General features: G+C 69.1%; 20 protein-coding genes and 2 pseudogenes. 14 read left to right on the top strand and 8 right to left on the bottom strand.

Going from position 1 to position 23,670, the window contains the following annotated elements:
* Positions 1 to 169 precede the first annotated feature (169 nt).
* The gene (locus tag LGI35_RS43480; RefSeq protein ID WP_227299940.1) at positions 170 to 661 is read right to left on the bottom strand and encodes a GNAT family N-acetyltransferase; all 492 of its coding nucleotides are present in this window, start codon (positions 659 to 661) and stop codon (positions 170 to 172) included.
* Positions 662 to 1,100: 439 nt separating this feature from the next.
* On the opposite strand from LGI35_RS43480, the gene LGI35_RS43475 reads away from it, so the two are divergent.
* Positions 1,101 to 1,841, top strand: coding sequence for an alpha/beta hydrolase (locus LGI35_RS43475; protein ID WP_227299939.1), 741 nt, complete (start codon positions 1,101 to 1,103; stop codon positions 1,839 to 1,841).
* A 337-nt stretch (positions 1,842 to 2,178) separates the two neighbouring features.
* Here the strand turns inward: LGI35_RS43475 and LGI35_RS43470 are convergent, their stop codons facing one another.
* Positions 2,179 to 2,673: a MarR family winged helix-turn-helix transcriptional regulator gene (locus LGI35_RS43470; RefSeq protein WP_227299938.1), complete on the bottom strand. Its 495-nt coding sequence runs from the start codon at positions 2,671 to 2,673 to the stop codon at positions 2,179 to 2,181.
* Between the two features lie 334 nt (positions 2,674 to 3,007).
* Positions 3,008 to 4,270 (bottom strand): MFS transporter, encoded by a 1,263-nt coding sequence (locus LGI35_RS43465; RefSeq protein ID WP_227299937.1) that lies wholly within the window; start codon positions 4,268 to 4,270, stop codon positions 3,008 to 3,010.
* A 445-nt stretch (positions 4,271 to 4,715) separates the two neighbouring features.
* Between LGI35_RS43465 and LGI35_RS43460 the strand changes: the two genes are divergently transcribed.
* From LGI35_RS43460 to LGI35_RS43410, 11 genes are all read left to right on the top strand, one after another.
* Positions 4,716 to 5,747 carry a 2,5-dihydroxypyridine 5,6-dioxygenase NicX family protein gene (locus tag LGI35_RS43460; RefSeq protein ID WP_227299936.1) on the top strand — a complete coding sequence of 344 codons (1,032 nt, stop codon included), beginning with the start codon at positions 4,716 to 4,718 and terminating at the stop codon, positions 5,745 to 5,747.
* Between the two features lie 62 nt (positions 5,748 to 5,809).
* Positions 5,810 to 7,081 (top strand): FAD-dependent monooxygenase, encoded by a 1,272-nt coding sequence (locus LGI35_RS43455; protein WP_227299935.1) that lies wholly within the window; start codon positions 5,810 to 5,812, stop codon positions 7,079 to 7,081.
* Positions 7,082 to 7,197: 116 nt separating this feature from the next.
* Positions 7,198 to 8,625 carry an MFS transporter gene (locus tag LGI35_RS43450; protein WP_227299934.1) on the top strand — a complete coding sequence of 476 codons (1,428 nt, stop codon included), beginning with the start codon at positions 7,198 to 7,200 and terminating at the stop codon, positions 8,623 to 8,625.
* Positions 8,626 to 8,654: 29 nt separating this feature from the next.
* The gene (locus LGI35_RS43445) at positions 8,655 to 9,521 is read left to right on the top strand and encodes an FAD binding domain-containing protein (RefSeq protein ID WP_227299933.1); all 867 of its coding nucleotides are present in this window, start codon (positions 8,655 to 8,657) and stop codon (positions 9,519 to 9,521) included.
* 50 nt (positions 9,522 to 9,571) lie between these two features.
* Complete coding sequence (locus tag LGI35_RS43440; RefSeq protein ID WP_227300757.1) at positions 9,572 to 11,956, top strand: xanthine dehydrogenase family protein molybdopterin-binding subunit; 2,385 nt, start codon at positions 9,572 to 9,574, stop codon at positions 11,954 to 11,956.
* A complete protein-coding gene (locus tag LGI35_RS43435) occupies positions 11,953 to 12,477 on the top strand; it encodes a (2Fe-2S)-binding protein (RefSeq protein ID WP_227299932.1) in 525 nt (174 codons plus the stop codon). Before LGI35_RS43440 ends, LGI35_RS43435 begins: the two co-directional genes overlap by 4 nt.
* Positions 12,474 to 13,142 (top strand): SRPBCC family protein, encoded by a 669-nt coding sequence (locus tag LGI35_RS43430; protein WP_227299931.1) that lies wholly within the window; start codon positions 12,474 to 12,476, stop codon positions 13,140 to 13,142. Before LGI35_RS43435 ends, LGI35_RS43430 begins: the two co-directional genes overlap by 4 nt.
* 13 nt (positions 13,143 to 13,155) lie before the next feature.
* Positions 13,156 to 13,821 (top strand): isochorismatase family protein, encoded by a 666-nt coding sequence (locus LGI35_RS43425; protein ID WP_227299930.1) that lies wholly within the window; start codon positions 13,156 to 13,158, stop codon positions 13,819 to 13,821.
* Positions 13,822 to 13,835: 14 nt separating this feature from the next.
* Positions 13,836 to 14,735 (top strand): alpha/beta fold hydrolase, encoded by a 900-nt coding sequence (locus LGI35_RS43420; protein ID WP_227299929.1) that lies wholly within the window; start codon positions 13,836 to 13,838, stop codon positions 14,733 to 14,735.
* Positions 14,716 to 15,204, top strand: a complete 489-nt coding sequence (locus tag LGI35_RS43415) for a MarR family winged helix-turn-helix transcriptional regulator (protein WP_227299928.1) — start codon at positions 14,716 to 14,718, stop codon at positions 15,202 to 15,204. The genes LGI35_RS43420 and LGI35_RS43415 overlap by 20 nt, the downstream gene beginning before the upstream one ends.
* 97 nt (positions 15,205 to 15,301) lie before the next feature.
* Entirely contained in the window at positions 15,302 to 16,096 is a 795-nt protein-coding gene (locus LGI35_RS43410; RefSeq protein WP_227299927.1) for a maleate cis-trans isomerase family protein, read from the top strand.
* Between the two features lie 104 nt (positions 16,097 to 16,200).
* Here LGI35_RS43410 and LGI35_RS43405 read toward each other — a convergent pair whose 3' ends face one another.
* The gene (locus tag LGI35_RS43405) at positions 16,201 to 16,473 is read right to left on the bottom strand and encodes an HPr family phosphocarrier protein (protein WP_227299926.1); all 273 of its coding nucleotides are present in this window, start codon (positions 16,471 to 16,473) and stop codon (positions 16,201 to 16,203) included.
* Positions 16,474 to 16,854: 381 nt separating this feature from the next.
* On the opposite strand from LGI35_RS43405, the gene LGI35_RS43400 reads away from it, so the two are divergent.
* Positions 16,855 to 17,913, top strand: coding sequence for a glycogen debranching N-terminal domain-containing protein (locus tag LGI35_RS43400; RefSeq protein ID WP_227299925.1), 1,059 nt, complete (start codon positions 16,855 to 16,857; stop codon positions 17,911 to 17,913).
* Here LGI35_RS43400 and LGI35_RS43395 read toward each other — a convergent pair.
* Positions 17,840 to 18,054, bottom strand: a pseudogene (locus LGI35_RS43395) (transcriptional regulator); the annotation flags it as partial. The gene LGI35_RS43400 and the pseudogene LGI35_RS43395 sit on opposite strands and share 74 nt — an antisense overlap.
* Positions 18,055 to 18,311: 257 nt before the next feature.
* Here LGI35_RS43395 and LGI35_RS43390 point away from each other — a divergent pair.
* Entirely contained in the window at positions 18,312 to 20,960 is a 2,649-nt protein-coding gene (locus tag LGI35_RS43390; RefSeq protein ID WP_227300756.1) for a SpoIIE family protein phosphatase, read from the top strand.
* Positions 20,961 to 21,043: 83 nt separating this feature from the next.
* Here the strand turns inward: LGI35_RS43390 and LGI35_RS46725 are convergent.
* The 3 genes and pseudogenes from LGI35_RS46725 to LGI35_RS43375 form a co-directional block, all read right to left on the bottom strand.
* Positions 21,044 to 21,520, bottom strand: a pseudogene (locus tag LGI35_RS46725) (IS701 family transposase); the annotation flags it as partial.
* 18 nt (positions 21,521 to 21,538) lie between these two features.
* The gene (locus LGI35_RS43380; protein ID WP_227299923.1) at positions 21,539 to 22,525 is read right to left on the bottom strand and encodes an alpha/beta fold hydrolase; all 987 of its coding nucleotides are present in this window, start codon (positions 22,523 to 22,525) and stop codon (positions 21,539 to 21,541) included.
* Between the two features lie 600 nt (positions 22,526 to 23,125).
* Complete coding sequence (locus tag LGI35_RS43375) at positions 23,126 to 23,608, bottom strand: MarR family winged helix-turn-helix transcriptional regulator (protein ID WP_227299922.1); 483 nt, start codon at positions 23,606 to 23,608, stop codon at positions 23,126 to 23,128.
* Positions 23,609 to 23,670: the final 62 nt, after the last annotated feature.

The following is a 23,670-nucleotide window of genomic DNA, read 5'->3' as shown; positions in this document are numbered from 1 at the left end:
GCAGATTCGATTCCGCCGCAGGAGTCGGCTGCTGCCTGCGACCTTCCGACCGCTGGTGTGGCCGCTCTGTCTCACGAAGGTGGCATTTCCTCACGGTGGCTTTGTTCACGAGAACCGGTTCTGGCTCAACGTCTGTGAAGCGCGCACGGTGAGTGACGAATGACGGCGGTCAGCCCTGACGACCCTCGGAAAAGCTGAACTCCATGAGGAGGTCCTCGGCTTCGCCCGACACCTGCCGGAAGCCGGCCTTCTCCCAGGCGCGCACTGCTCGCACGTTCCCTCTCCCGGGATCGACTGTCACGCGCCGCCATCCGAGAGTCCCGCCCAAGTGCGCAAGGAGCGCGCGAGCCGCATCCGGTCCCAAGCCCCGGCCGCGCGCCTCCGGCCCCAACACCATGTCGATGCCGCCTTCAGCCGCGCCGGCGTGCCAGTACTGCGCGTAGCCCACCGGTGTGCTCTGTGCCAGTACAAGGAAGGACTCGACACGCGGCCGGCGCCGCCCGACGTACTTGTCGGCCACCTCGTCACGCGATATCGGTACGCCGCCCCAGTGCTCGACGAAGTCTGGGGAAGCGAACCATTGGGCCAGCAGATCCACATCGTCCTCGGTCGTCGGGACAAGACGGGTCAGCACTCCGTCGAGAACTACTCCATCGGCCACAGTCACTCTCCCCTTCGACTTGGAAGCGCACGCAGGACGGAAAGTTACGGCATCACGGAATCTGGGCCAGAACCCGAGAACCGACAGCACCCGTAGATGAGGTGGGAGGCATCGGCGGCACGTCGTGTTCGATGTTCACGAGAGAAACGGCAGTGCCCCCAGCGTCCCCCGGCCTCGCAGGGCCTCGCCTCGGGAAGCCGCGACCAGGCCCCGAGTAGTTCTGCGTAGTGTTTCGGACTCCTTGGCGTCCAGCCCCGGAGCCTCGCAAGAACCCATTGGCGATTCGCAGCGAGCATTGCTAGCCTTCCGGAGGCCGTGCGAGAGAACGAGGAGGTGGTACCCGTGAACGTATTCACATGGGTGCTCTCCTCCGGGGTCACGGTCGGGCGATAGGTCGTCCGGGAGCGCCGTTTCACGAGCACTCCCGAAAGGCACGACCATGCATTTCACCTCTGAACAGCGTCTCGACGACGGCGTCGTTGAACGCAAATTCACCCTCGACGAGATCCCCGGCATCCTGTGGACGCCCGGATCCGCGACCGCATCCGCACCGGTCCCGCTGATCCTGCTCGGCCACCCCCCGCTCGGACTGCACAAGATGTACCCCCGGCTGACGGGGCGGGCCCGGCATGCCGCGGCGGACGGCTTCGCCGCGGCCACCATCGAGCTCCCCGGGAGCGGTGACCGGCCCCGTTGGGCTGCTATCGAGCAGGCCCGCGCAGAGCTGCGCCGGGCTATGAAGGCCGGGGAGCCGGTCAGCGACGAGATCGTCGACGCCCTCATCCTCCCGCTGGTCGAAAAGGCGGTCCCGGAATGGCAGGCCGCCCTGGACGCCCTCCAGTCGCTGCCCGAGATCGACGGCCCGGTCGGATACTCGGGAGGAGTGATCTCCATCGGCGTCCGCCTTGCGGTGATCGAGCCGCGCATTGTGGCTGCCGGCTTCTTCGCCGGGAGTTTCGTGCCTCGCACCATCTTCGAGGAGGCCCGCCAGGTCACCATCCCGCTGCACGTCCTGCTGCAGTGGGACGACGAAGGGAACGACCGGCAGGCGGCCCTGGATCTGTTCGACGCCTTCGGCTCCAAGGAGAAGTCCCTGCACGCCAACATGGGCGGGCACACCGGCGTCCCGCAGTTCGCAGGGGAGGACGCGGCCCGGTTCTTCACTCGGCATCTGAGCTAGCCACCGTCCGCCCCTGCCGTCAGGCCGGCAGCAGACCGTAAGCCGTGTTGGCCAGGGCCCTGTTCGTCATGGGCAGGGCCCGGCGCTCCTCCGCTGTTGATGTCGCGGGCCCCTGCCAATTCAGCGGGGGCCCGCGCTGCACCGTGCAATGAACCTGTTCGGTGTCTGCACGACGTGGCTTTCGCGGGAGTCGCGATCTCGGTGGAGGCACGACCTCGCGCCCACTCCCGCGCTGTGGCTGTGCCAGGCCGAGGCGGGCAGCCGGTGAACACCCTCGATGATCACGCGGTGGCCTATTCCAACCGGATCCGCCACAGAATCGCGAAATGAGAACGGATTACCAGGAGTCCCCGTCACCCTCGACATTGGCCACCATCTTGCGCAGCACCTTGAGCGCGGCCACGTACTCCTCGTCACTGATGCCCCTGTGCACCACGACGCGCAGCTCGGTCACCAGCTCACGCAGCCGCGCTCTGGCAGCCTCCCCGGCATCGGTGAGGTGCAGGCGCTGCCCGGCATCGATCCGGAGCCATTCGCGGTGGAGCAACTGGTCGACGACCCGGGCGATCTCGTGCTGCCCGTCGGCCAGGTGCGTCAGCTGGGCGACGACCTCCTCACGGCTCGGCGCCGTGGGCCCGCCGTTCACGCGGTTGAGTACCCAGTACTGCGGCTGCGTGACGTCGATCTTGGCCATGGCGTCACGCAGGTGGCGGGTGACGGACGAGTGAGCCAGACCGGTCCAGTAGCCGACGGGCTGAGTGGCCAGCATGTCATCGGATGCGGCCGCGTCTGCCGGTGCCTGGTCGGTGGTGGCTCCAGTCAGCGATTCCATGATCGCGACGCTACATTTCCCCTGGCGCACTGAACAATCGCAAATGAGACATCCACTGCAACTGGTCCTGGGCACGCGTCGGGACCGGCGACCACCACCACATGCTGGTCCGCCGCAGCCCCGCGCGCCACCAGGCAATCCGACGCAGCCACTACCGACGACCGCTCGCCCACGCAGCCGGCGGATAGATCACGAAACCACGCTGGAGTACTTGCTGAAAGCGACGGCTTCGACTCTGTCGAGGCCGTCGGTCCAATATTTCCCGAGGTCGATCGGCATTCCCGAGCGGACCAGTCATCGACGAATTCCACGCCAGGCGGAGGACTCCTGACGCCTACTCACTGGAAATTTCCGTGGCTTCCGCAGCAACGCCCGGCTGCGGCCGGGTCCGCACGCCCCAGCGGGCAAGAGGTGGACCGGCAGCGCCCAGCGCCGCGAAGAACGACGCCAGCACCAGCCAGCCCGCCGTGCCGAGGCCGAGCACCACCGTGGTGAGGATCGCTGGGGCAAGAGCCTGGCCCGCGCTGAAGCCGAGGCCGAGGAGACCTTGGTACTGGCCCTGGGCATGGTCGGGGGCAAGACCGAAGCCCAGGGCGAAGCCCGCCGAGGACTCCCAGACCTCCCCCAGGCTATGGACGAAGATCGCTGCCAGGACAAGTGCCGCTGCCGCCCAGACCGGGGTGTACGCCGCCAGCGCCATCATCGGGCAGCTGATGAGGAAGCTCAGCCCCGCAGTGCGAAACGCTCTGCCACCGTCGTGCGGGGTTTCGATACGGGATCCGATCCTGGTCTGCATCAGTACGCAGAAGGCGGAATTGACGGCGAACAGTGCGGCCACGGTCCAGCGCGGCGCTTCGGTGTGTTCGGAGATCCAGATCGGCAAGAGCAGGGAGACCACCGGGTATTGCAGTCCCATGGCCCCGTAAAGGGCAGTGAACGTCAGGAACGGGCGGTCCGTGAAAGCGATCCAGCGATGCTGCTGCGGAGGTGCTGCCAGCACCGGATAGCGGGGCACCAGGAACAGAAGTAATGCGCACAGGGCGAAGCTCGCCGCGTTGCCGAGGATCAGCGCGACATAGGCACCGCGGGTGTCCGCGGCTAACGCCAGCCCGGCACCCACCGTTCCGAGGATGACGCCCAGATTGACGAAGGTGCGCAACTTCGCGCGGAACAGTGCCGGGCGATCAACCCCGACCCGGGCCACCAGAGCGCCCCAGGCCGCCCCGCCGGCCGCGGCGGCGATCCGGTCGACTGTCGCGATGGCCGTGAGCGCGGCCCAGTTCTCGACGGCGAGGAGAGCCGACATCGATACCGCCTGGACCGCAAGGGCCAGCATCATGATTGTGCGCGCCCCGCGCCGGTCGGCGAGATGGCCCCCCGGTATGCCCGCGCACAAGCCGACCACTCCGGCGATGGTGAGCGCCGCGCCGACTTGCACCGCCGGCAGGCCCACGACCAAGGTGAAATAGAGCACCGACGCCGCGTTGAACAGACCGTTGCCGACCCTGTTGACGAAACTGGCGGCGATCAGCGCACGCTCCGGCCTGCTGTCCCCCACCATGCGGGCCAGTCGGTCCGCCGGGCCGCCCTTGACCATGGGCAGCAGGCTAGCAGTGGCTGCAGAACCCGCCGCGGCTGTACAAAGATCGCGTGCCCTGATGGCGACTCAGGTCCCGACAGCTCATGTGCGATGCCAGGGGGACCGACATCGCCTGGTGCAGGGTCTCGCGGCCACCGCGGCCGGCAACCGCCCAGCCGACCTCACCCCGGGCCGTCGCCGGATCGATCCTCCGACACCTGGAATTTACGTGCCGCGTCCGACCCGGGCTCTTGCGCACCCCTGATAGTACGTGTTCGGATTATCTCGGCAGCGGGCATCCGGTCAACCGCCCGAGGCCGCCGGCGTGGGCATACCTCTGCCCTGCTCCACGTGCCTTCGGCTCACCGATCAACGATCCCATCCCACACGTCTGCGTAACTCCGCGCTGCCCGCATCCAGGTCCGGATGCGACGTTCATCCCGAACAACCCCGGAGGAACACCGTGTTTGACTTCACTTCCGTCGACCTCCTCGACGCCTTCACCCGAGAACTACGGCTGTGCAAGCTGCGGGACGGCGAGCACGTCGTCGTTCTCAGCGAACCCGGCAGCCGAGGCGACTACGTGGCCGCCGCCTTCGGTGCCGCCAAGAGCCTCGGCGCACACGTCATCTCCGCTACGGTGCCCGGCGGTTCACCTGCGCCGATGCCCAGTACGCACACCGGTGCGGGCCCAGGTCTGGTGTCCGTCCTGAACGACCGCACCGCCCAGGACCTGCTCAAGTCGGCCGACCTCGTCGTCGACCTCACTCGTGAGGGCTTCATCCACGCCCCCGTGCAGCAGGAGATTCTCGCCGCAGGGACGCGGATCATCTTCGTCTGCGACGCGCCTGACGTGCTGATCCGCAATCTCCCCGACGCCGGGGACAAGGTGCGGGTCCTCGATGGTGTCTCCCTGCTGCGCACCGGCTCCGTCATGCGCGTCACGTCCGCGGCGGGCACCGACCTGACGGTCCAACTCACCGATTCGCACCCGGAGTTCCAGTGCGGCTTCGCAGATGACCCCGGACGTTGGGATCACTGGCCGAGCACCATGGTGCTGTGCTGGCCGGAGATCTCCGACGGGCAGATCGTGCTCGCGGAGGGCGACATCCTGCTGCCGTTCAAGGAGTACGTGCGTACGCCCGTCACCCTGGAGGTCTCGGGCGGCCACATCGACAAGGTCAGCGGTGGTGCCGAGGCCGAGATGCTCAACACCTTCTTCGACGACTCGCAGGACCAGTGGGCTCGCAGCCTGTCTCACATGGGGTGGGGCCTGATGCGCACAGCGGACTGGTTCGCCACCGCGATGTACGGCAAGGACGACCTGATGGGCATGGACGCGCGCGCCTTCGCCGGCAACTTCCTGTGGTCGACGGGTCCCCACCCGCACCTGCAGCGTGAGTCGTACGCGCACCTGGACATCGCGATGCGCGGCTGCACCGTCGGCGTCGACGGTGTCGAGGTCGTCACGGGCGGGCGCCTCGCCCAGGGCTGAAGCGGCGGCCACTGGCGCCGAAGGATCCGCGGTCCCACCTCACTCCCAGGAGATCAGCACTCGTGGCTCTCAGTCAGTCGTTTGAAATCACCGTCGTCGGCGGCGGCCTCGGTGGCCTCACGGCCGCGCTGTCACTGCGGCAGCAGGGCTTGCGCGTCACCGTCCTCGAACAGGCTCCTCAGCTGGGCGAGGTGGGAGCCGGGATCCAGACCGCGCCGAACGCCAGCCGCATTCTGCTGGGTCTGGGCCTGCGCCGGCAGCTGGAAGCCATCCGCACCGAGCCCCTCGACCAGGTGCGCCGCCGCTGGCAGGACGGCAGCATCATCGGCCTCACTCCGCTCGGACGGCACGTCAAGGACGCCTTCAACGCGCCGTACTGGCACTACCACCGGGCAGATCTGCACCGGGTGATCCTCGACGCCTGCACGGATCCGGCCGGTCCTGGCCCCGCCGTCACCATCCGTACCGACAGCCGCGTCACCGCCCTCGACCGAAGCGATCCGCGACGTCCCGTGGCGGTCACGCAGGACGGCACGCGGTACGCCGCCGACGCCCTCATCGGCGCGGACGGTGTCCGTTCCCAGGTCCGCGATCTGATGGGCGCCGAGGACACCCTGGTCTTCTCCGGCGACATGGCCTTCCGTGCCCTGATCCCCGGGGAGCTGCTGCGGGCCGACCCGGCGACCCGGTTCCTCTTCGATCGCTTCCAGAGCACCATCTGGTACGGGCCGGGTCGCCACTTGGTGCACTACCTCATCCGTGGCGGCGAGTACCTCAATGTCGTCGGCTGCGTGCCGTGCACCGACGAGGTGGCCGAGCAGTGGACCACCACCGCCTCGGCAGGGCAGCTCGTCGAAGCCTACGACGGCTGGGACGACCGCGTCTCGGCCATGCTGGCCAAAGCCAAGGACGACGTCACCTGCTTCGCGCTGTACCACCGGCGGCCCGATCCGGTCTGGGTCGACGGCCGGGTCGCGCTGCTCGGCGACGCCTGCCACGCGATGCTGCCGTACCAGGCCCAGGGTGCGTCCCAGGCCATGGAGGACGCGGCGGTCCTGGCCGAGGAGCTGGGCGCCGTGACGGCCGGCGGCATCGAGGACGCGCTGCAGCGCTACGTCCACCGCCGGGCCAAGCACGCCGCGATGGTGCAGCAGGCCTCGCTGCGCAACAGGACCTTCTACCGCTACCCGGACGGTTCCGAGCAGCGCGCACGCGACGCCGCGCTCGCGCAGTGCTTCGACGGCGAGTCGGACGTGTCCTACGACTGGCTGTGGAGCGGGACCCCGCTCGACGGCGCCGATGGGGAGTCGTTCGCCTACCGTCACCACCGCTGACACTTCCTCCCCCGTGTCTCACCACGGCCCGCTCCGTGGCCGCACCCGCAGCTCGTGCAGTCCCCCAGTGCCCGCGATGTCGCGGCGCCCACCCTCTGCAGACCTGGAGTACGCGCGTGAAAACCGGTGACCAGATCGTTCAGGAACTCCCCTGGAGATGGGGCGTCCAGGGCCGCATCTTCATCATCGGCGGCCTCGGGTATCTCTTCGATGCCTGGGACGTCGCCCTCAACGGCTTCCTCACCCCGCTGCTCGGCACCGAGTTCGGCCTGTCGGTCGGCGAGCGCAGCCTCGTCGCGACCGCCAACCTCGTCGGCATGGCGGCCGGCGCGGTCCTCTGGGGCTCGATCGCGGACCGGATCGGGCGCAAGAAGGCCTTCAGCACCACACTGCTGATCTTCGCGCTCTTCTCCGTCCTGTGTGCCTTCTCCCCCACCTACGAGGTCTTTCTCGCCCTGCGCTTCTGCGCGGGTGTCGGACTCGGCGGCTGCATCCCCGTCGATTACGCGCTCATCAGTGAGTTCTCGCCGCGCAAGTACCGCGGCCGGATCCTGACCGCGCTGGATCTGTGGTGGCCGATCGGCGGCACGTTGTGCGGCCTGGCCTCCACCGCGATGCTGGATCTGGGCGGCGACTGGCGCTGGATGCTGGGCGCCATGACGCTCCCCGCGCTGTTGCTCTTCTGGGTACGGCGCGGCGTGCCCGAGTCCCCGATCTACCTCACTGCCAAGGGCCGCGAGCGACAGGCCCGTGCGGTCATCGACGATCTTGTGGCCCGTACGGGCGCCCCGGTCGAGCCGTACGCGGTACCTGCGCCCCGGCAGGTCGATCAGGAGGGCCGCCAGGGCGGATTCGCCGAGGCGTGTGCCCAGTTGGGACGGGTGTGGACGTTCAGCCCGCGCATCACGTCGGTCGCCTGGTCCCTGTTCGTCACCATCATGCTGGTGTACTACGCGGCGCTGAGCTGGATGCCGTCCATCCTCGCCGACGAGGGCTACAGCAACACGGCGGCCTTCGCGGGCACCACCCTGATGAGCGCCGTGGGAATCGCGGGTGTGGCCGTGTCCGCCTGGCTGGTGGACATGGTGGGCCGTAAGTGGCTGATCGGTGTCTCGGCGCCACTCGCCTCCGTCGCCCTGGTGCTCTTCGCGACGCTCCTGTCCACGCCGACGGCTGCGATGGTGGCTCTCGCCGTCTTCGGCTTCACCATCCAGCTGACCATCCCCGTGCTGTACGCGTATGTGGCCGAGCTGTATCCGACGCCGATGCGCGCCACGGGCTTCGGCTCCGCGTCCGCGGCGAGCCGTGTCGCCACCGGTTTCGCACCGCTGCTGTTCGGCACGGTGATGTGGCCGGTGTTCGGACTGCCGCTCACGTTCACGGTGCTCGGTGCCGCGGCCGCCGTCGCGGTGGGATGGATGGCGGTGGGTGCTCCGGAGACGAAGGGGCGCGAACTGGACCATGTAGCACAGGACTTGGCACCCGCGTCGGCGTCCCCTCGCCCGACGGTACCGCCCGTCGAGCCCGCCCGGCCCGCCGGCTGACCCGGCCCGACCACGACGAGAGGAGGACCATGAAACCCGCTCCCTTCACTTATCATCGCGCCCGCAGCGCCGAGGATGCGACCCGGCTGCTCACCGAACTGGGCAACGAGGCCAAGCTCCTGGCGGGCGGCCAGAGCCTCATCGCGATGATGAACTACCGGCTCGCACGGCCCAGCCACCTCATCGACATCGGCAGCCTCCCACCGAGCGAGCGGATGACCGGCCTGCGCCCTGGTGCCGACGGGCTGCGCATCGGCGCGCTCACCACCCACCACGCCGTCGAGACGGCGGACCCGGCGCGGCTGGGACCCGGATTCGCCGTGCTGCGCGACGCGATGCGCTGGGTCGGCCATCTGCCGATCCGTACGCGTGGAACGATCGGCGGCAGCATCGCCCACGGGGACAGCACCGCCGAGTGGTGCCTGCTCGCCGTCCTGCTCGATGCGCACATCGTGGCCCAGGGACCGCGCGGTACCCGCAGCATCCGCGCCGGTGACTTCTTCCACGGCTTCTTCACCACTGCTCTCGATCCCGACGAACTGATCACCGAGGTGGTCTTCCCGCGCCTCGCGCCGTACGCGGCGCTCACCGAATTCGCGGAGCGCAAGGGAGACTTCGCGATCGTCGCCGTCGCCGTCGACTTGGATGTGGAGGGCGGTGCCGTACGGGGAGGGCGGGTGGCACTCGGCGGAGTCGCCCCAGCGCCGGTACGGGTGCCGGAGGCGGAGCTGGAACTCGCCCGCGGGGGACCGGCATCCGCCCTGTTCGTCGCGTGCGCCGAGGCGGCCGGCGCCGCGATCGACCCGCCCGGTGACCACAATGGCAGCCCGCGCTATCGCCGCGCCCTGACCCGCACGTTGGTCCGCCGCGCGTGTGAGGAGGCGATGGCACGATGAGCCCCGACGCGTTCGCGGCCCACGCCGCACATGGATCCGCGGCGGCCTCCATGGGTACGCCTCTGGTCGGTACCGCCGTCCCCCGCCGCGAGGACCCACGGTTGCTGACCGGGCAGGGCCGGTTCGTCGACGACATCCAGGTCCCGCACATGCTCCACGCCCAGTTCGTCCGGGCGAGCGTCGCGTCGGGCCGCATCACCTCCCTGGACCTGTCCGCGGTACGCGAAGTACCTGGTGTCGTCGCCGCGTTCACCGCCCAGGACTTGGACCTGAAAGGCATCACCGCCGGTCTGCACCGCCCCGTCGAGGAGTACGTGCCCACCGAGATGCCCGTCCTCGCCGGCGACCGGGTGCGTTTCGTCGGTGAGCCCCTCGCCATCGTGATCGCCGAGAACCCGTACGCGGCCGAGGACGGCATCGAGGCGGCCAAGGTCACCTACGACGTGTTCCCGCCCGTACTGGACGAGGAGGCGGCGCTGGCCGACGGGGCCCCGCTGGTCCACGAGCGAGCCGCGCACAACACGCTCCTCGACGTGTCCCTCTTCGCGACGGAGGGCATCGACGAGATCTTCACCGGCGCCGCGTGCACCGTTCGAGTCGAGTCGCGGACCGGCCGGCAGAACGCCCTGCCGCTGGAGACGCGCGGCGCTCTAGCCCAATGGGACGCGCGCGAGGAGCAGTTGGTCGTGCACACCTGCACGCAGATCCCGCACCAGGTGCGGACCGTGATGGCTGGTTGCCTCGGCCTTGACGAGCGGGCCGTGCGCGTGATCGTGCCCGACATGGGCGGCGGCTTCGGCATCAAGTGCGTGGTGGGCCGCGAGGAGATCGCGGTCGGTGCGGCGGCGCTGCGCCTGCGACGCCCGGTGAAGTGGATCGAGGACCGCAAGGACGCGCTGACCGCCTCCTTCCTCGCCCGCGAGCAGCACTACAGCCTGCGTGCCGCCTTCGACGCCGACGGGCACATCCTGGCCCTGGACGCCGACGTGGTCTGCGACATGGGTGCCTACTCCTGCTATCCGTTCACCGTGGGCATCGAGCCGCTGATGGCCTCGTCCGAGATGCCGGGCGTCTACCGGCTGCCCGCCTACCGGGTGCGCGGGCGCGCGATCACCACCAACAAGGCACCGACCGCCCCCTATCGGGGTGTCAGCCGACCGCAGTACGTGATGGCTGTCGAGCGGGTCTTCGAGCGTGCCGCGCGGGAGCTCGGCCTGGATCCCGTCGAGATCCGCCGCCGCAACGTCATCACGGACTTCCCGTACCGCGGGGTCAACAACATCACCTACGATCCCGGCTCCTACCGCGAGTCGCTCGACCTGTGCGAACAGGTGCTGCGTAACGAGGGTTGGTACGACCGTCAGGCAGAGGCGGCCGGGCAGGGCCGCCATCTCGGTATCGGCTACTCCTGCTTCAGCGAGCGCACCGGTTACGGCACCGCAGCCTTCGCGCAGCGCAAGATGAAGGTGGTACCCGGCTTCGACCTCGCCGAAGTACGGATGGACACCACCGGTGCCCTCACTGTCACCACCGGCACGGTCAGCCACGGACAGAGCCACGAGACGACGATGGCCCAGATCGCCGCCGACGAGCTGGGCCTTGACCTGCACAAGGTCAAGCTGCACCAGGGCGACACCGACCGGGTCGCCTACGGATGGGGTACCTTCGCCAGCCGCTCGATCGCCATCGGGGGCAGCGCGGTGCGCCGTGCGGCGAGGCTGCTGGGCGAGCGGCTGCGTGTCCTCGCCGCCAGGCTGCTCGACGTCCCGTACGAGGACACGGTCCTCGACCAGGGCAACGTACGACTGCGTGAGGGTCCCCAACGCGTTGTAAGTTTCGTCGAGTTGGCCGAGGTTGCCTACCTACGGGCGGACCTGCTTCCCGTCGGGATCGAGCCGGGCCTCACGGCCACCGCCTCGTTCGACACGTTGAGCGACGGCACCTTCTCCAACGCCACCCACGGCGTCGTCGTCGAACTCCACGAGGGCACAGGGCAGGTGGAGATCCTCAAGTACGTGTGCGTGGAGGACTGTGGCGTCGCCATCAACCCGACGGTCGTCGAGGGCCAGTGTCGCGGCGGTATAGCCCAGGGCATCGCCGGTGCACTGTACGAGCAGGTCACCTACGACGCGCAGGGCGACCCCGAGTGCACGGGGTTCATGGAGTACAAGGTGCCCACCGCGGCCGAGATCCCGGACATCACGATCCTCCACCTGGAGACCCCTTCGCTGATCACCGAGACGGGCGCCAAGGGCGCGGGCGAGGGAGGCACCATCGGCGCCCCCGCCGCCGTCCTCAATGCCGTCAACGACGCCCTGCGTCCCACGGGGATCGAGCTGGAGAACACCCCGATCCGCCCGGAACAGGTCCAACTCGCCCTAGAACAAGCCTCGTACGCACACCAGGGGCACGAGCAGCACAAGGAGCCCGCGTGAACAGCGCCACCGACCAGCAGCTGGTGACCCTCACCGTCAACGGCACCTCACGCGAGGTCGTCCTCGACCCGCGCCGCACCCTCGCCGACACCCTGCGCCACGAGCTAGGGCTCACGGGCACGCACCTCGCCTGCGAACACGGGATCTGCGGGGCGTGCACAGTCCTCGTCGACGGACGCCCCGCCCGCTCCTGTCTGATGTTCGCCGTGCAGGCAGAGGGACGGCAGGTGCGCACCGTCGAATCGCTCGGCGAGGGAGACCAACTGGGCGATCTGCAGCAGTCGTTCGCCGACCACCACGGCCTCCAATGCGGCTTCTGCACGCCCGGCTTCCTCATGCTCGCCGAGGGCTTCCTGGCCCAGAACCCGGACGCGGACCGGGAGGAGATCCGCGAAGCCGTCTCCTCCAACCTGTGCCGCTGCACCGGCTATCAGACCATCGTCGACGCGGTCGAGCACTGCGCCGCCGCCCGCCGCACGCAGAGGACCGGTCGCCTGCCGTACGAAGGGAATGCCCAGTGATCCTTACCAACGAGATCGCGGTGCCCGCCGCCCCCGATGCCGTGTTCGCCCTGCTCAACGAGGTCGACCGGGTGGCCTCCTGTATGCCGGGCGCCGCACTCGACGGGCGCGACGCCGACGACGCGTGGCGTGGCACGGTGAAGGTCAAGGTCGGGCCGATCACGGCCGGATACGCGGGCACGGTGCGCTTCCTCGAGTCGGACGCCGACAAGCGCCGCCTTCGGCTCAAGGCCAGCGGCGCCGACGTCCACGGCAGCGGGGACGCCGAGGCAGCCGTCGACCTGGAGGTCGCCGACGCCCCGGACGGCTCCGGTTCGCTGCTGCGGATCTCGACCGATCTGGTCATCCGCGGAAAGATCGCCCAGTTCGGCAAGGGCGCCATCGTGACCGTCTCCGACCGGCTCCTGCGGCAGTTCGCGCAGAACCTGGTCGCGCAGCTGTCCACCGGCAACCCTCCTGCGCAGAGCGCTCCGCACGCCGCGACGGCCGTCGCGCAGCCGGCCTCCCTGCCCGCTCCTGTCACGACATCCGAACTCGACGGGCTCGCCCTGCTCGCCGGCCCCACCGCCGCCCGGTACGCGCCCATGGCCGCCGCCTTCGCCGCCGGGATGGTCCAGGGCTGGCTGCTAACCCGCGCCTTCTCCCGTCGCTGCTCCCACCGTTGAAAGGCAGGCCCTCATGACCGCGCACTACGGTCCGCGGACCGATTCCGTCTACGAGCGGGCGGGCTTCGGCGCCCCCGTGTCCCGCGGCGCCCATCCCGCGCTCGTCATCGTCGACCTCACCCGCGGCTTCACCGAGCCCGGCTTCCCCACCGGCAGCGACCTCACCGAGGCTGTCGCCGCCACTGTCCAGCTCATCGAGGCGGCGCGCGACGCACACCTGCCCGTGATCTTTACAGCGATCTCCTACTCCCCTGCCGAGGCCGACGGCCGCTCTCTTGCCTGGCTGGACAAGGCGCCGGGCATGCGCGCGCTGCGCGAGGCAAGCGACGCGGTCGCGCTCGACCCCCGCCTGCCGTACCGGGACGGGGACGTACTGATCGTGAAGAAGGGCGCATCGGCGTTCTTCGGCACCTCGCTCGCCGCCCAGCTGACGGCGCTGGGCCGGGACACGGTGCTGGTGTGCGGCGCGACGACGAGCGGCTGCGTACGAGCCACCGCCGTCGACGCCGTCCAGTCGGGCTTCCCCGTCCTGGTGCCGCGGGACGCGGTGGGCGACCGCGCCCAAGGCCCGCACGACGCCGCGCTCTTCGACATCCAGGCCAAGTACGGCGACGTCATCGACCAGTGCGACGCACTCACCTATCTCGCCGATCTCGCCAAGTTCCCCGGCACACCGTGAGGACTCCCCGCCCCATGACCCATCGCACCCTCCCCCAGGCCGCGCTCGCCGACCTCGCGGACATCCCGGCCCGAAGCCGCTGGACACACCGGGACGGCATCCGCCTGCACGCCCTCGACTACGGCGGCGACGGCGTCCCGCTGCTGATCCTGCCGGGCATCACCTCCCCTGCCGTCACCATGGACTTCGTAGCTCGAGCGCTGACCGACCTCGCGCGTCCCGTCGTACTGGACGTGCGCGGCCGCGGCCTGTCCGACGACGGCGAGGGCTACACCCTGGAGAACTATGCCGCCGACGTCGAGGCCGTTGTCGAACAACTGGACCTGGACCGCCCGCTGCTGCTCGGGCACTCGATGGGCGCACGCATCGCCGCAGCGGCAGCCGTGCGCGGCAAAATCGCGCTGCGCGGCGTCGTGCTCGTCGATCCGCCGCTGTCCGGCCCGGGCCGCGGCCCGTACCCCACCACTCTGGAGGCCTTTCTCACGCAGTTGCACGAGGCTCAGCGCGGCACGGACGCCGGCGAGGTCGCCAGGGCCTGGCCTCGGTGGCCCCGCCGTGAACAGGAGTTGCGGGCCCGCTGGCTGAGCAGCTGCGGCGAGACGGCGGTCAGGGCCACGCACGAGGGCTTCGAGAGCGAGGACTTCTTCGACTGGTGGCCCCGGATCGACGCGGCCACACCGACAACGCTGCTGTACGGGGCGGACAGCCCGGTGGTGACGGCCGAAGGAGCAGCCGAAGCCGAACGAGCCCTGCCGTCCGCCCGACTCGTCCAGGTCCCGGACGCCGGCCACATGCTGTTCTGGGACAACCCGGACATCGCCCTCGCCCTTTTGCGTGAGGCCCTCACAACTCCCCACCCACTTCAGGAATGCCCCTCCATGGGAAAGTTGGTCCATGACCGACTCCACGGCTGACGCCACGCCGGCTGCCGATGCCCCCAGCGCTCCCCGCCGTCTCGTCGAGGCTCCCGGCTTCCAGGCCCGGCGCCTCTATCAGGCATATCTGGCGGTCTGGGTGCGCAGCGTCGACGCGACACTGACCGGTCCTCAGTTCGCGGTGCTGCAGATCGCCCAGGCCAATCCCGGACTGGATCAGAAGTCCCTGGCCGACCTTGCCGCCCTCGACACCTCCACCATGACCGACATCGCGCGCCGCTTGGAGACCCGTGGGCTGCTCGCCCGCACCCCGTCGCCCGCCGACGCCCGACGCAAGCTGCTGCATCTGACGGAGGAGGGCCACAAGGTGGTCGACGCGGCGAACGTGCGGGCCCGGCAACTGGACGAGCAGTTGCTCCAGTCCTACGCCCCGGAGCGACGCGAGCAGGTCGTCCGTGAGTTGACTCTCCTGGCAGACCGCTGGGAGCAGTTGGCCCGCAGTTCCTGACCCATCGCTCCACCCGCCCAGGCTCCTACCTCTGGTGGGATCCGGGGCGCACCTCGACCAAAATCGTACGTGTCCGGACTTTCGTTGGAGGTAGTACATGCCCACGCACCACATCGGGATGATCGTGCCCAGCTCGAACCTGACGATGGAGACCGAAGTCCCGCGCATGCTCCGGGCCCGCGAGGAGGCGGGCCACGACGACCGCTTCGTCTTCCACAGCAGCCGTATGCGCATGCAGAAGGTCACACCCGAGCAGTTGCGCGGCATGAACGCCCAGACGGAGCGTGCCGCGCTCGAACTCGCCGACGCACGGCCCGATGTGGTGGCCACGGCCTGCCTCGTCGCGATCATGGCGCAGGGCCCGGGCTACCACTGCACCGCCGAGGACCAGATCACCGCCGTGTTGCGGGAGCAGGGCGCCGAGGTCCCCGTCGTGTCCAGTGCAGGAGCGCTACTGGACGGCATTGCCGCGCTCGGCGCACGTCGCATCGCGGTCGTCACCCCGTACATGAAGGAACTCACCGCGCTGGTCACCGACTACATCGAGTCCACCGGGACCGAGGTCGTGGACTCCCTGAGCCTCGAGGTCCCCGACAACCTCGCCGTCGCCCGACTCGACCCCGCGGATCTGCGCGACCACTACCAGCGCCTCGACCTCAGCGGAGCGGACGCCCTGGTCCTCTCGGCCTGCGTACAGATGCCGTCCCTGGAGGCGATCCAGCCTGTCGAGGACGCCTGCGGCATCCCCGTACTCTCAGCGGCGACCGCGACGACCTACCGTCTGCTCACCGAACTCGGCCTGCCGCCGACCGTGCCAGGGGCGGGGCACCTGCTCAGTGGAAAGATCGGAACTGCTGCGGCAGCGACCGCGAGCTCAGTCGTGCCCGACTGACCAGACCTGCACGCAGATCAGGCGCTGGTCCGGCGCCGCGGGGCAGCGAGCAGGACGACCGGAGGCAGCGGCGCCCGATGGGGTGGCGGCGGTGGCCGCTGACGTCACGGCGTGGCGTCGAGGTCGCGAGCGAGGAGTGTGGCCAGCTCGTCGACCGCGGCTTCCGCGCCGTCGCCCTCCGCGGCCAGTACCACTGAGTCGCCGTACTGGGCCGCCAGGGCGAGCACAGAGAGCAGACTCCGGGCGTCGGCGGCGCGCTGGCCGTCCCTGCTGATGGTCACCTTGACCGGCTGCCGAGTCGCTGCCTGGACGAGCAATGAGGCCGGGCGAGCGTGCAGACCGCTTTGGGAACCCACGGCGACAGTGCGCTGATGCATGGTGAACTCTCCTGTTTGGTGATGGGAATCAGAGTGCGGGGCGGACCGTCAGGCCGGGACGGAGACCTTGGGTCCTTCGATCCCCGAGATCACGGTGCCCGCCGCCCCCGATGCCGTGCTCGCCCTGCTCAACGAGGTCGACCAGGTGGCTTCCTGCATGCCGGGCGCCACACTCGACGGGCGCGACGCCGACGACGCGTGGCCCCGGCCGCTCTCACGGGCGAGACGGAGGATTGCTTGCTGTCGCTGCGGCGCATACATGTTGTTTTGGATCCGCTCCATGCCCGAGCGTGTGGATTAGCCGTCACGTTACGCCGACAGATCGACGATGTAAACAGACTCGGGCATGTATGGGCACGAACGGACAGGGGGTAGCCCAGGATGCGGTACGAGCACCGGGCCCGGAGGGGAACGCGCCACCGACGCCATTCCAGGACAGCCACTTCTCACGTGCTGTCGGAGCGACTGCGGTCGGCGAACCAGTCGGACCGGTCGCGTGCCGTGATCGACTCCTCGCATGTCCGGGCGGCCCGGCGGGGTCACGAGCTGCCCAGCCCGGCCGGCCGCTCACGGCTAGGCGCCAATCAGGGCCTGTTCGTCCGTGACGCCCGCCACCTGACCCGCTGGCAGCTCACAGTCGACGGCAGCGCGCCCGTCGTTCTCTCCCTGGTCGCACCGACAGCGGACGGCGCGGCCGAGTGTGCCCTCACCCCAAAAGGCACCCGCGACGCCCCGCCCGCATCCACCGTGTTCCGCCGGCAGACGGTCACGGCAGGCGCGTTCAAGGACCTCCTGCGTTTCGTCAGCAACAGCCAGGACCCGATCGTCGCCAAGGTCGCCCTCACCGTGGACACGGACTTCGCCGGTCTCTTCGCACGGCGACTCCCCCAAAGCCGACACAGTGCGCCGGGCCCACTGTCCGGTCGCGGGCGTGGAGTTCGACTACGAGCAGGCCGCCTGGCGCTCGCGCATCACGGTGACCGCAGAGCCCGCCCCGATAACGTGCACGCGAGCGACGGACCCTCTTACGAGTTGGTGTGGCGTCTGCCCTTCTCCCCACATGCCGAGGCAGAGATGCGGCTACACGTCGCTGCCCATCCGCACGGCGGGCCGCAACTCGCAGCGCAGCCCGTACGCGACACGACACTCCAACTCCCCGATCTCGGCAATGACTTGGGGCTCGCTTGCGCGCAGGGCCTCACCGACCTCGACCTGTTGACGATCCAAGCCACCGGAGTCGACGGCGAACCCGTCAGCATCCCGGGGGCCGGTGTGCCGTGGTACCTGACTCTGTTCGGCCGCGACTCGCTGCTCAAGGTCCCCCGGCGCCGCCGGAGGAGCCGTCGGCCCACGCGCCGGGCCCGCGGATCTCCGGCGCCTCGCACAGCCCGTACCTCGGCCCCGACAGGCGCAGCAGCAGGCACAGCGCGGGCCCGGTGACCCACAGGGGACCGGGCTCTCTGCCTGGTTGCCGATCGGAGTCGGCAGCACCGCGTTGCGGTTCGAGAGCGGCGGGGTGATCAGGTGGTCGCCAGCACCGCGCCGGTCGCGCGGGAAGCCGGTGGAGTGCTCCAGCTGCCCGTGCCGGGCGGGGCCTGCCGGAGAGCTTCTGTCGTGTCGCCATCGACCACAAGGGCAGACCTCACGGTGTGCGCCTATGGCCACTTCTAGGCGTTATGGGCGGTGATAAGGCGTTATGAGCGGTGATAAATTGAGATATGCGCGGATCACACATGTCGTCGAATGAATCCTCGCATGAGCACCGCTTGAACACGTCGGCCGGCAATCGGCGCAACCGCCTACTGTCTCCGCTCGGCATCCGGAGCGTCGTAGGCCAGATGTTCGTGCTGCAAGTGGCGATCGTGTTCCTGCTGGCTATCGGCGCCGTTGTCGCACTCGTCCTCACAGCCCAGCACGCAAGCACCCGCGACGCCCGTAATCGTTCGCTCGCCATCGCCCAAGGTTTTGCCAGTTCACCCGGCGTCGCGCAGGCCCTGGTGTCCTCCAATCCCACCGCGGTGCTGCAGCCGCGGATCAAAGAGGCCCAGAAAGCCTCAAACGTAGATTTTCTGGGTGTCTTGAACCGGGATGGCACCTACGAGGCCATCTCCTCGGTCGCGAGCCGGCCCGGGATCCACACCACTACGAACATGGCTCCCTTGCTGGCTGGGCGGACGACGACGGAGAAGGGCGTCGGCTCTCTGGGCCCTCAGATCCGGGCCTACGTCCCTGTCAAGGCACCGGATGGCACGGTGGTCGGCGCCGTCGGGGCCGGCGTAACCCTCGAACACGTCAGCAACAGGGTCACGGCGCAACTGTCGTCCGTGCTGGGCGCTGCCGTCGGAGCGGTGGCCGTCACCATCGGCGGAGCAGCCCTGATCAGCCGAAGGCTGTGGGCGCAGACCCGCGGTCTCGGCCCCGTCGAGATCACGCGCATGTACGAACATCACGACGCGGTCCTGCACGCGGTGCGGGAGGGCGTGCTGATCATTGGCGGTGACGGTCGGTTGCTGCTCGCCAACGACGAGGCACGGCGGTTGCTCGGCCTGGCCGAGGACGCCCAAGGGCTGCCCATCCCGGACCTGAACCTGGACCCACCCATCGCCGAACTCCTCGCATCGGGACGGACAGCCAGCGACGAGGTGCACATGGCGGGAGATCATCTGCTGTCGGTGAACGTGCGGCCAACCGCCCCTTACGGCGGACCGGCCGGAAGCGCGGTGACGCTGCGGGACACCACCGAGCTAGGGGCCTTGGCGGGCAGGGCAGAGACCGCTCGCGAGCGCTTGTCGCTGCTCTACGACGCGGGCGCGTCCATCGGCACCACCCTGGATGTGGTGCGCACCGCCGAGAAGCTGGCTGAAGTGGCAGTTCCACGCTTCGCAGACATGGTCACCGTAGACCTGCTGGATCCGGTTCTTGCAGGTGGGGAACCGACCGAGGAGAGCACCGAGATGCGCCGCGCCGCTGTCAGCGGCGACTTGCCGGGCTCGCCGCTGCAACCCGTTGGCGAACTCATCAGCTGGGCACCCCACTCGCCTCAACTGTCGAGCGTGATCAATGGCCAGGCGGTCCTTGAAGCCAACCTGCACGTGGCTGAGGGCTGGCGCACCCATGACCCCGAGCGGTCCCGCAGGGTCCTGGACGCTGGCATCCACTCGCTGATCACGGTGCCGCTGCGGGCGCGAGGTGTGGTGCTTGGACTGGGCGACTTCTGGCGCGCCGAGGGCTCTGAGCCCTTCGACGAAGAGGACCTGTCCTTCGCCACGGAACTGGCGGCCCGAGCGGCAGTGGCGATCGACAATGCCCGCCTCTACACCCACGAGCGCACGGTAGCCGTCACGCTGCAGCGCAGCCTGCTTCCCCAGACACTGCCTGAGCAGACGGCTCTGGAGGTCGCCTACCGCTATCTGCCCGCACAGGCTGGGGTCGGCGGAGACTGGTTCGATGTCATTCCACTGTCAGGCGCCCGTGTTGCCCTGGTGGTCGGTGACGTTGTCGGCCACGGGTTGCACGCCTCGGCCACCATGGGCCGACTGCGTACCGCGGTGCACAACTTCTCCACCCTGGACCTCTCCCCCGACGAGTTGCTGACTCATCTGGACGAGCTGGTCGCCTATCTGGACATCGCCGAGGCCTCCAGCGAGAGGGACGGGATCACCGGCGCCACCTGCCTGTATGCGATCTACGACCCGGTCTCCGGGGCGTGCACCTTCGCCCGAGCCGGCCACCCGGGCCCCGCTGTGATGCACCCCGACGGCACCGTCGCCTTCCCCGACACCCCGGTCTCACCACCGCTCGGCCTGGGAAGCGGTCTCCCCTTCGAAACCGCCACGCTCCAGCTGTCGGAGGGCAGCCAGCTGGCACTCTTCACCGACGGGCTCGTCGAGAGCCGGCACCGCGACCTCGACACCAGCCTGGAACTTTTGCGAGACGCTCTCTCCCACGCCGACCACACGCCGGAACAGGCTTGCCAGGCGGTCTTCGACACCCTGCTGTCCGAACGCCCCCGCGACGACGTCGCCCTGCTCATCGCCCGCACCAAGCTGCTGGGCCCCGACCATGTCGCCGACTGGGACGTGCTCGCCGACCCGGCCGCCGTCTCCCGTATCCGTGCCGAAGTCAGCCGCCGGCTTGTGACCTGGGGTCTGACCACGGTCGCCTTCAGCACTGAGCTGATCGTCAGCGAGCTGGTCACCAACGCCATCCGGTACGGCGCCCCACCCATCCGACTGCGCCTGCTGCACGACCGAAACCTGATCTGCGAGGTGGCCGACGGCTCCAGCACCTCCCCACACCTGCGCCGGGCCCGGCTCACCGACGAGGGTGGCCGCGGCCTGTTCCTGGTAGCTCAGTGTGCCCAGCGCTGGGGCACCCGCTACACACCCCACGGCAAGATCATCTGGACCGAGCAGTCCCTGCACGAAGACCCCGACGAACCAGGCATGAACCTCGCCGACGCCCTCCTCGACCAATGGGACGAATGACGGGCCGGTTGCTCCCCGCGCGGCCCGAGCGGCGGGAGACGCGCGCCGGCAAACCCAGGTCACGCACAGCGGATGACCACCACGGCAGGTGACCGGTGGATCATGACGCTGGCGAGGCCGTTCTTGGTGGCGAAGTCACGCCCGCTGGGGATCCTGACCGCTTGGCAGCGCTCCCGGTCTTCGGCCCAGCACTTGGGCAGACAGAGCTCGCGGTCGACCAGGCCGTGCCCACGCGTGGCGGCGTAGGCAGCGAAGACACCGATCTGGCAGTTCTCGCTCCGGCCCGCGGTCCCTGAACGTTGCCGTTGCACCCCGGCTGAGGTGGTGTCCTTCCTGACGAAGCCGTTGTCACGACAATCAACACACCCTCAGATGTGCCGAGTTGCTCTGCTGCACAGGACTGCAGGTCATCGCGGAGACGGTCGGGGTCCCAGCGGCTGTGGGACAGCAAGCGCTGAGCCCGTCCGGGATGGCATCGCGGCGTACTCAGCAAGCTGCCAGCCGTTCTTGCGGCCGACCGGGCCCGGCAGCCCGCGCACGTCATCCCGCATCCGGCGTCGTGGGACGGCGATGTGCGGTCAGTACGTGCGGCGTCGCAGTCGGCGGCCGAGGAGAACGAGAGCGGAGCCGGTAGCCAGGGAGGCGCTGGCGAGTCCGGTCACGACTGCGGTGCGCTGCACGGAGCCGGAGTTCGCGAGCGCCAGGCGGTCGGATCCGCCGGCGGTGGCGGCAGTGGCGGTGGCGGCCTGGAGGATCAGAGCGGCGACGTCGGCGGGGTGCGCGATCAGCGACACGTGACAGGAGTTGATCTCCACTGTGTGGGAGTGGGCGCGCTTGGCCTCGAACCGCTCCTGGTCCGGGCTGATGGTCATGTCCTGCCGGCCGACGAGTGCCCAGGACGGGATGGTCTTCCAGGCCGCGACCTTGGCCGTCTCGGAGAACGCGGTGGTGGCGGCGGGCCGTTGAGTCACCCCCAGCAGATTCGCCTGGCTCTTTGGAAGGCAGGCGGCGAAGACCGGGTGCACCTTGTCGCGCTTCAGGTAGAGGTCGGTCCCGCTGACGCCTCCACCTGCCTCGTAGGGCACGGTCCGGGTGGCAGTGCCGAGGGCGCTGGGGAAACGGGCTCCCAGTGACATGCCGCTCTCGCCCACGTCGGGCATCAGCGCCGAGATGTACACCAGGGACTTCACCTGGTCGTTGCCGGCCGCGGCCGTGCTGATCACGGCTCCGCCGTAGGAGTGACCAGCGAGCACGATCGGACCCTTGACGCTCTTCAGCACGGAGGCGATGTAGGTGGAATCGCTGTACAGCCCTCGCAGCGGGTTGGCCGGGGCCATGACCGTGTAGCCCTGGCGCTCGAGTCGTTCGATCACCCCGTTCCAACTGGAGCCGTCCGCGAATGCTCCGTGCACCAGCACGATGGTGGGCTTCGCGCCGCTGGCGCCGTCGTCCGCTACGGCGGGGGCCACCGTGACCACGCACAAGGCGGCAGTGGCGAACCCCGCCGCCGCGACGCCCGTACGCCGTATTCGGCGTCGTGAGCCATGGACCGCAGATTCCGTCATGCCGTTCTCGCTTTCCTTGGGGGCCTACGGCACATCAGCTTTCCTCCACCAGCGCCGTCGGACCCGGCCGCGGCGTCCAATCGGGTGAACCCGGCGCGGCATCGGGATGACATCAGGCGCGTCGCGCATCTCGCAGGCGCACACTGCGGAATCCGTGACGTGGCCCGCTCACGGATACTCGCCAGGGGAACTCGTCGCCTCACTCGCTCAAAGTCCGACGGAATGGGGAGTTTCAACGAGCGCCTGGGTCGGTCTGGCGATCGGGCGGCCCCTCGCATGTGAGGGTGTGCGGGTGTGGCCCAGACGCCCCGGCCCAGGTCGTGAGCCGGTCGGGGCGGTTACTCAGTGCCGATGTCGCGACCGTCATCTCCACTTTCCTGCCTACAGCCCGAGGGGCTCAATGAGGCAGTGTACGTAAGACGGGCTGACCTTCCGGACGGCGGCGAATCTGCCAGCCCGATGAGGTTGGAGCTCCCCGGAGTCGGATCGAGCCCGACCACGAACCGAGGGGAGGTATCCGGTATTGGCCGGGGCCTCGCGCAGTGCAACTGCTTCAGGTGTTGAGGGACATGGACGCGAGATCGGATCCGACCCGCGTCGTCAGATGGCCTCGCCGAGATCCTCGCGGAGTCGTGCCAGGTTCTTCGTGCTCGGCGGCCGGTTCTTAGCGAGCTGGGTCAAGTGTGCTTCGAGGGCGTCGAGTTGCTCGGCTCCGATCTGCGCCGCCCAGCGTTCGCGGACCTCGGTGAAGAGCGCCGCGCCGAGGGTCATCATGTCGTGGCCACGGTCTGTGACGCGGAGTCGTTTGAGGCGCGCGTCGTTCGGGTCGGCCTCGCGTTCGAGGTATCCGAGCCGCTCCAGGGCGGCGATCGTCTTGGCGGCTGCCTGTTTGGACACCGACAGGCTGCGGCCGAGTTCGGTGGCCGTGTCCGCTCCCTCATCGATGGCGCGCAGGGCGAACTCGTGGGATGCGCGCACACCTTTGTGTCCGCGGTTCGCCAGTTCACCGTGTACGTCATCCGCCATCGACTGGAAGCCGCCGAGCAGCAGGAGCGCAAGCTCGGCACCTGGTGACCGTGCCATAGGGCGCATCATACGAAAGCCCCGAAGGGGTCGACAACCTGGTTGTCGACTCGTAGGTTGAC

It is taken from the genome of Streptomyces longhuiensis (assembly GCF_020616555.1).
GTDB classification, from domain to species: domain Bacteria; phylum Actinomycetota; class Actinomycetes; order Streptomycetales; family Streptomycetaceae; genus Streptomyces; species Streptomyces longhuiensis.
Note: the sequence above shows the minus strand (reverse complement) of the source record. Positions and strands in the feature narration are given on the sequence as shown.

Coding starts and splice junctions, on each gene's coding strand:
- LGI35_RS43475 (WP_227299939.1), top strand. CDS start 1,101: ATGCATTTCACCTCTGAACAGCGTCTCGACGACGGCGTCGTTGAACGC.
- LGI35_RS43470 (WP_227299938.1), bottom strand. CDS start 2,673: ATGGAATCGCTGACTGGAGCCACCACCGACCAGGCACCGGCAGACGCG.
- LGI35_RS43465 (WP_227299937.1), bottom strand. CDS start 4,270: ATGGTCAAGGGCGGCCCGGCGGACCGACTGGCCCGCATGGTGGGGGAC.
- LGI35_RS43445 (WP_227299933.1), top strand. CDS start 8,655: ATGAAACCCGCTCCCTTCACTTATCATCGCGCCCGCAGCGCCGAGGAT.
- LGI35_RS43440 (WP_227300757.1), top strand. CDS start 9,572: ATGGGTACGCCTCTGGTCGGTACCGCCGTCCCCCGCCGCGAGGACCCA.
- LGI35_RS43425 (WP_227299930.1), top strand. CDS start 13,156: ATGACCGCGCACTACGGTCCGCGGACCGATTCCGTCTACGAGCGGGCG.
- LGI35_RS43420 (WP_227299929.1), top strand. CDS start 13,836: ATGACCCATCGCACCCTCCCCCAGGCCGCGCTCGCCGACCTCGCGGAC.
- LGI35_RS43415 (WP_227299928.1), top strand. CDS start 14,716: ATGACCGACTCCACGGCTGACGCCACGCCGGCTGCCGATGCCCCCAGC.
- LGI35_RS43410 (WP_227299927.1), top strand. CDS start 15,302: ATGCCCACGCACCACATCGGGATGATCGTGCCCAGCTCGAACCTGACG.
- LGI35_RS43405 (WP_227299926.1), bottom strand. CDS start 16,473: ATGCATCAGCGCACTGTCGCCGTGGGTTCCCAAAGCGGTCTGCACGCT.
- LGI35_RS43400 (WP_227299925.1), top strand. CDS start 16,855: ATGCGGTACGAGCACCGGGCCCGGAGGGGAACGCGCCACCGACGCCAT.
- LGI35_RS43390 (WP_227300756.1), top strand. CDS start 18,312: ATGTTCGTGCTGCAAGTGGCGATCGTGTTCCTGCTGGCTATCGGCGCC.
- LGI35_RS43380 (WP_227299923.1), bottom strand. CDS start 22,525: ATGACGGAATCTGCGGTCCATGGCTCACGACGCCGAATACGGCGTACG.
- LGI35_RS43375 (WP_227299922.1), bottom strand. CDS start 23,608: ATGGCACGGTCACCAGGTGCCGAGCTTGCGCTCCTGCTGCTCGGCGGC.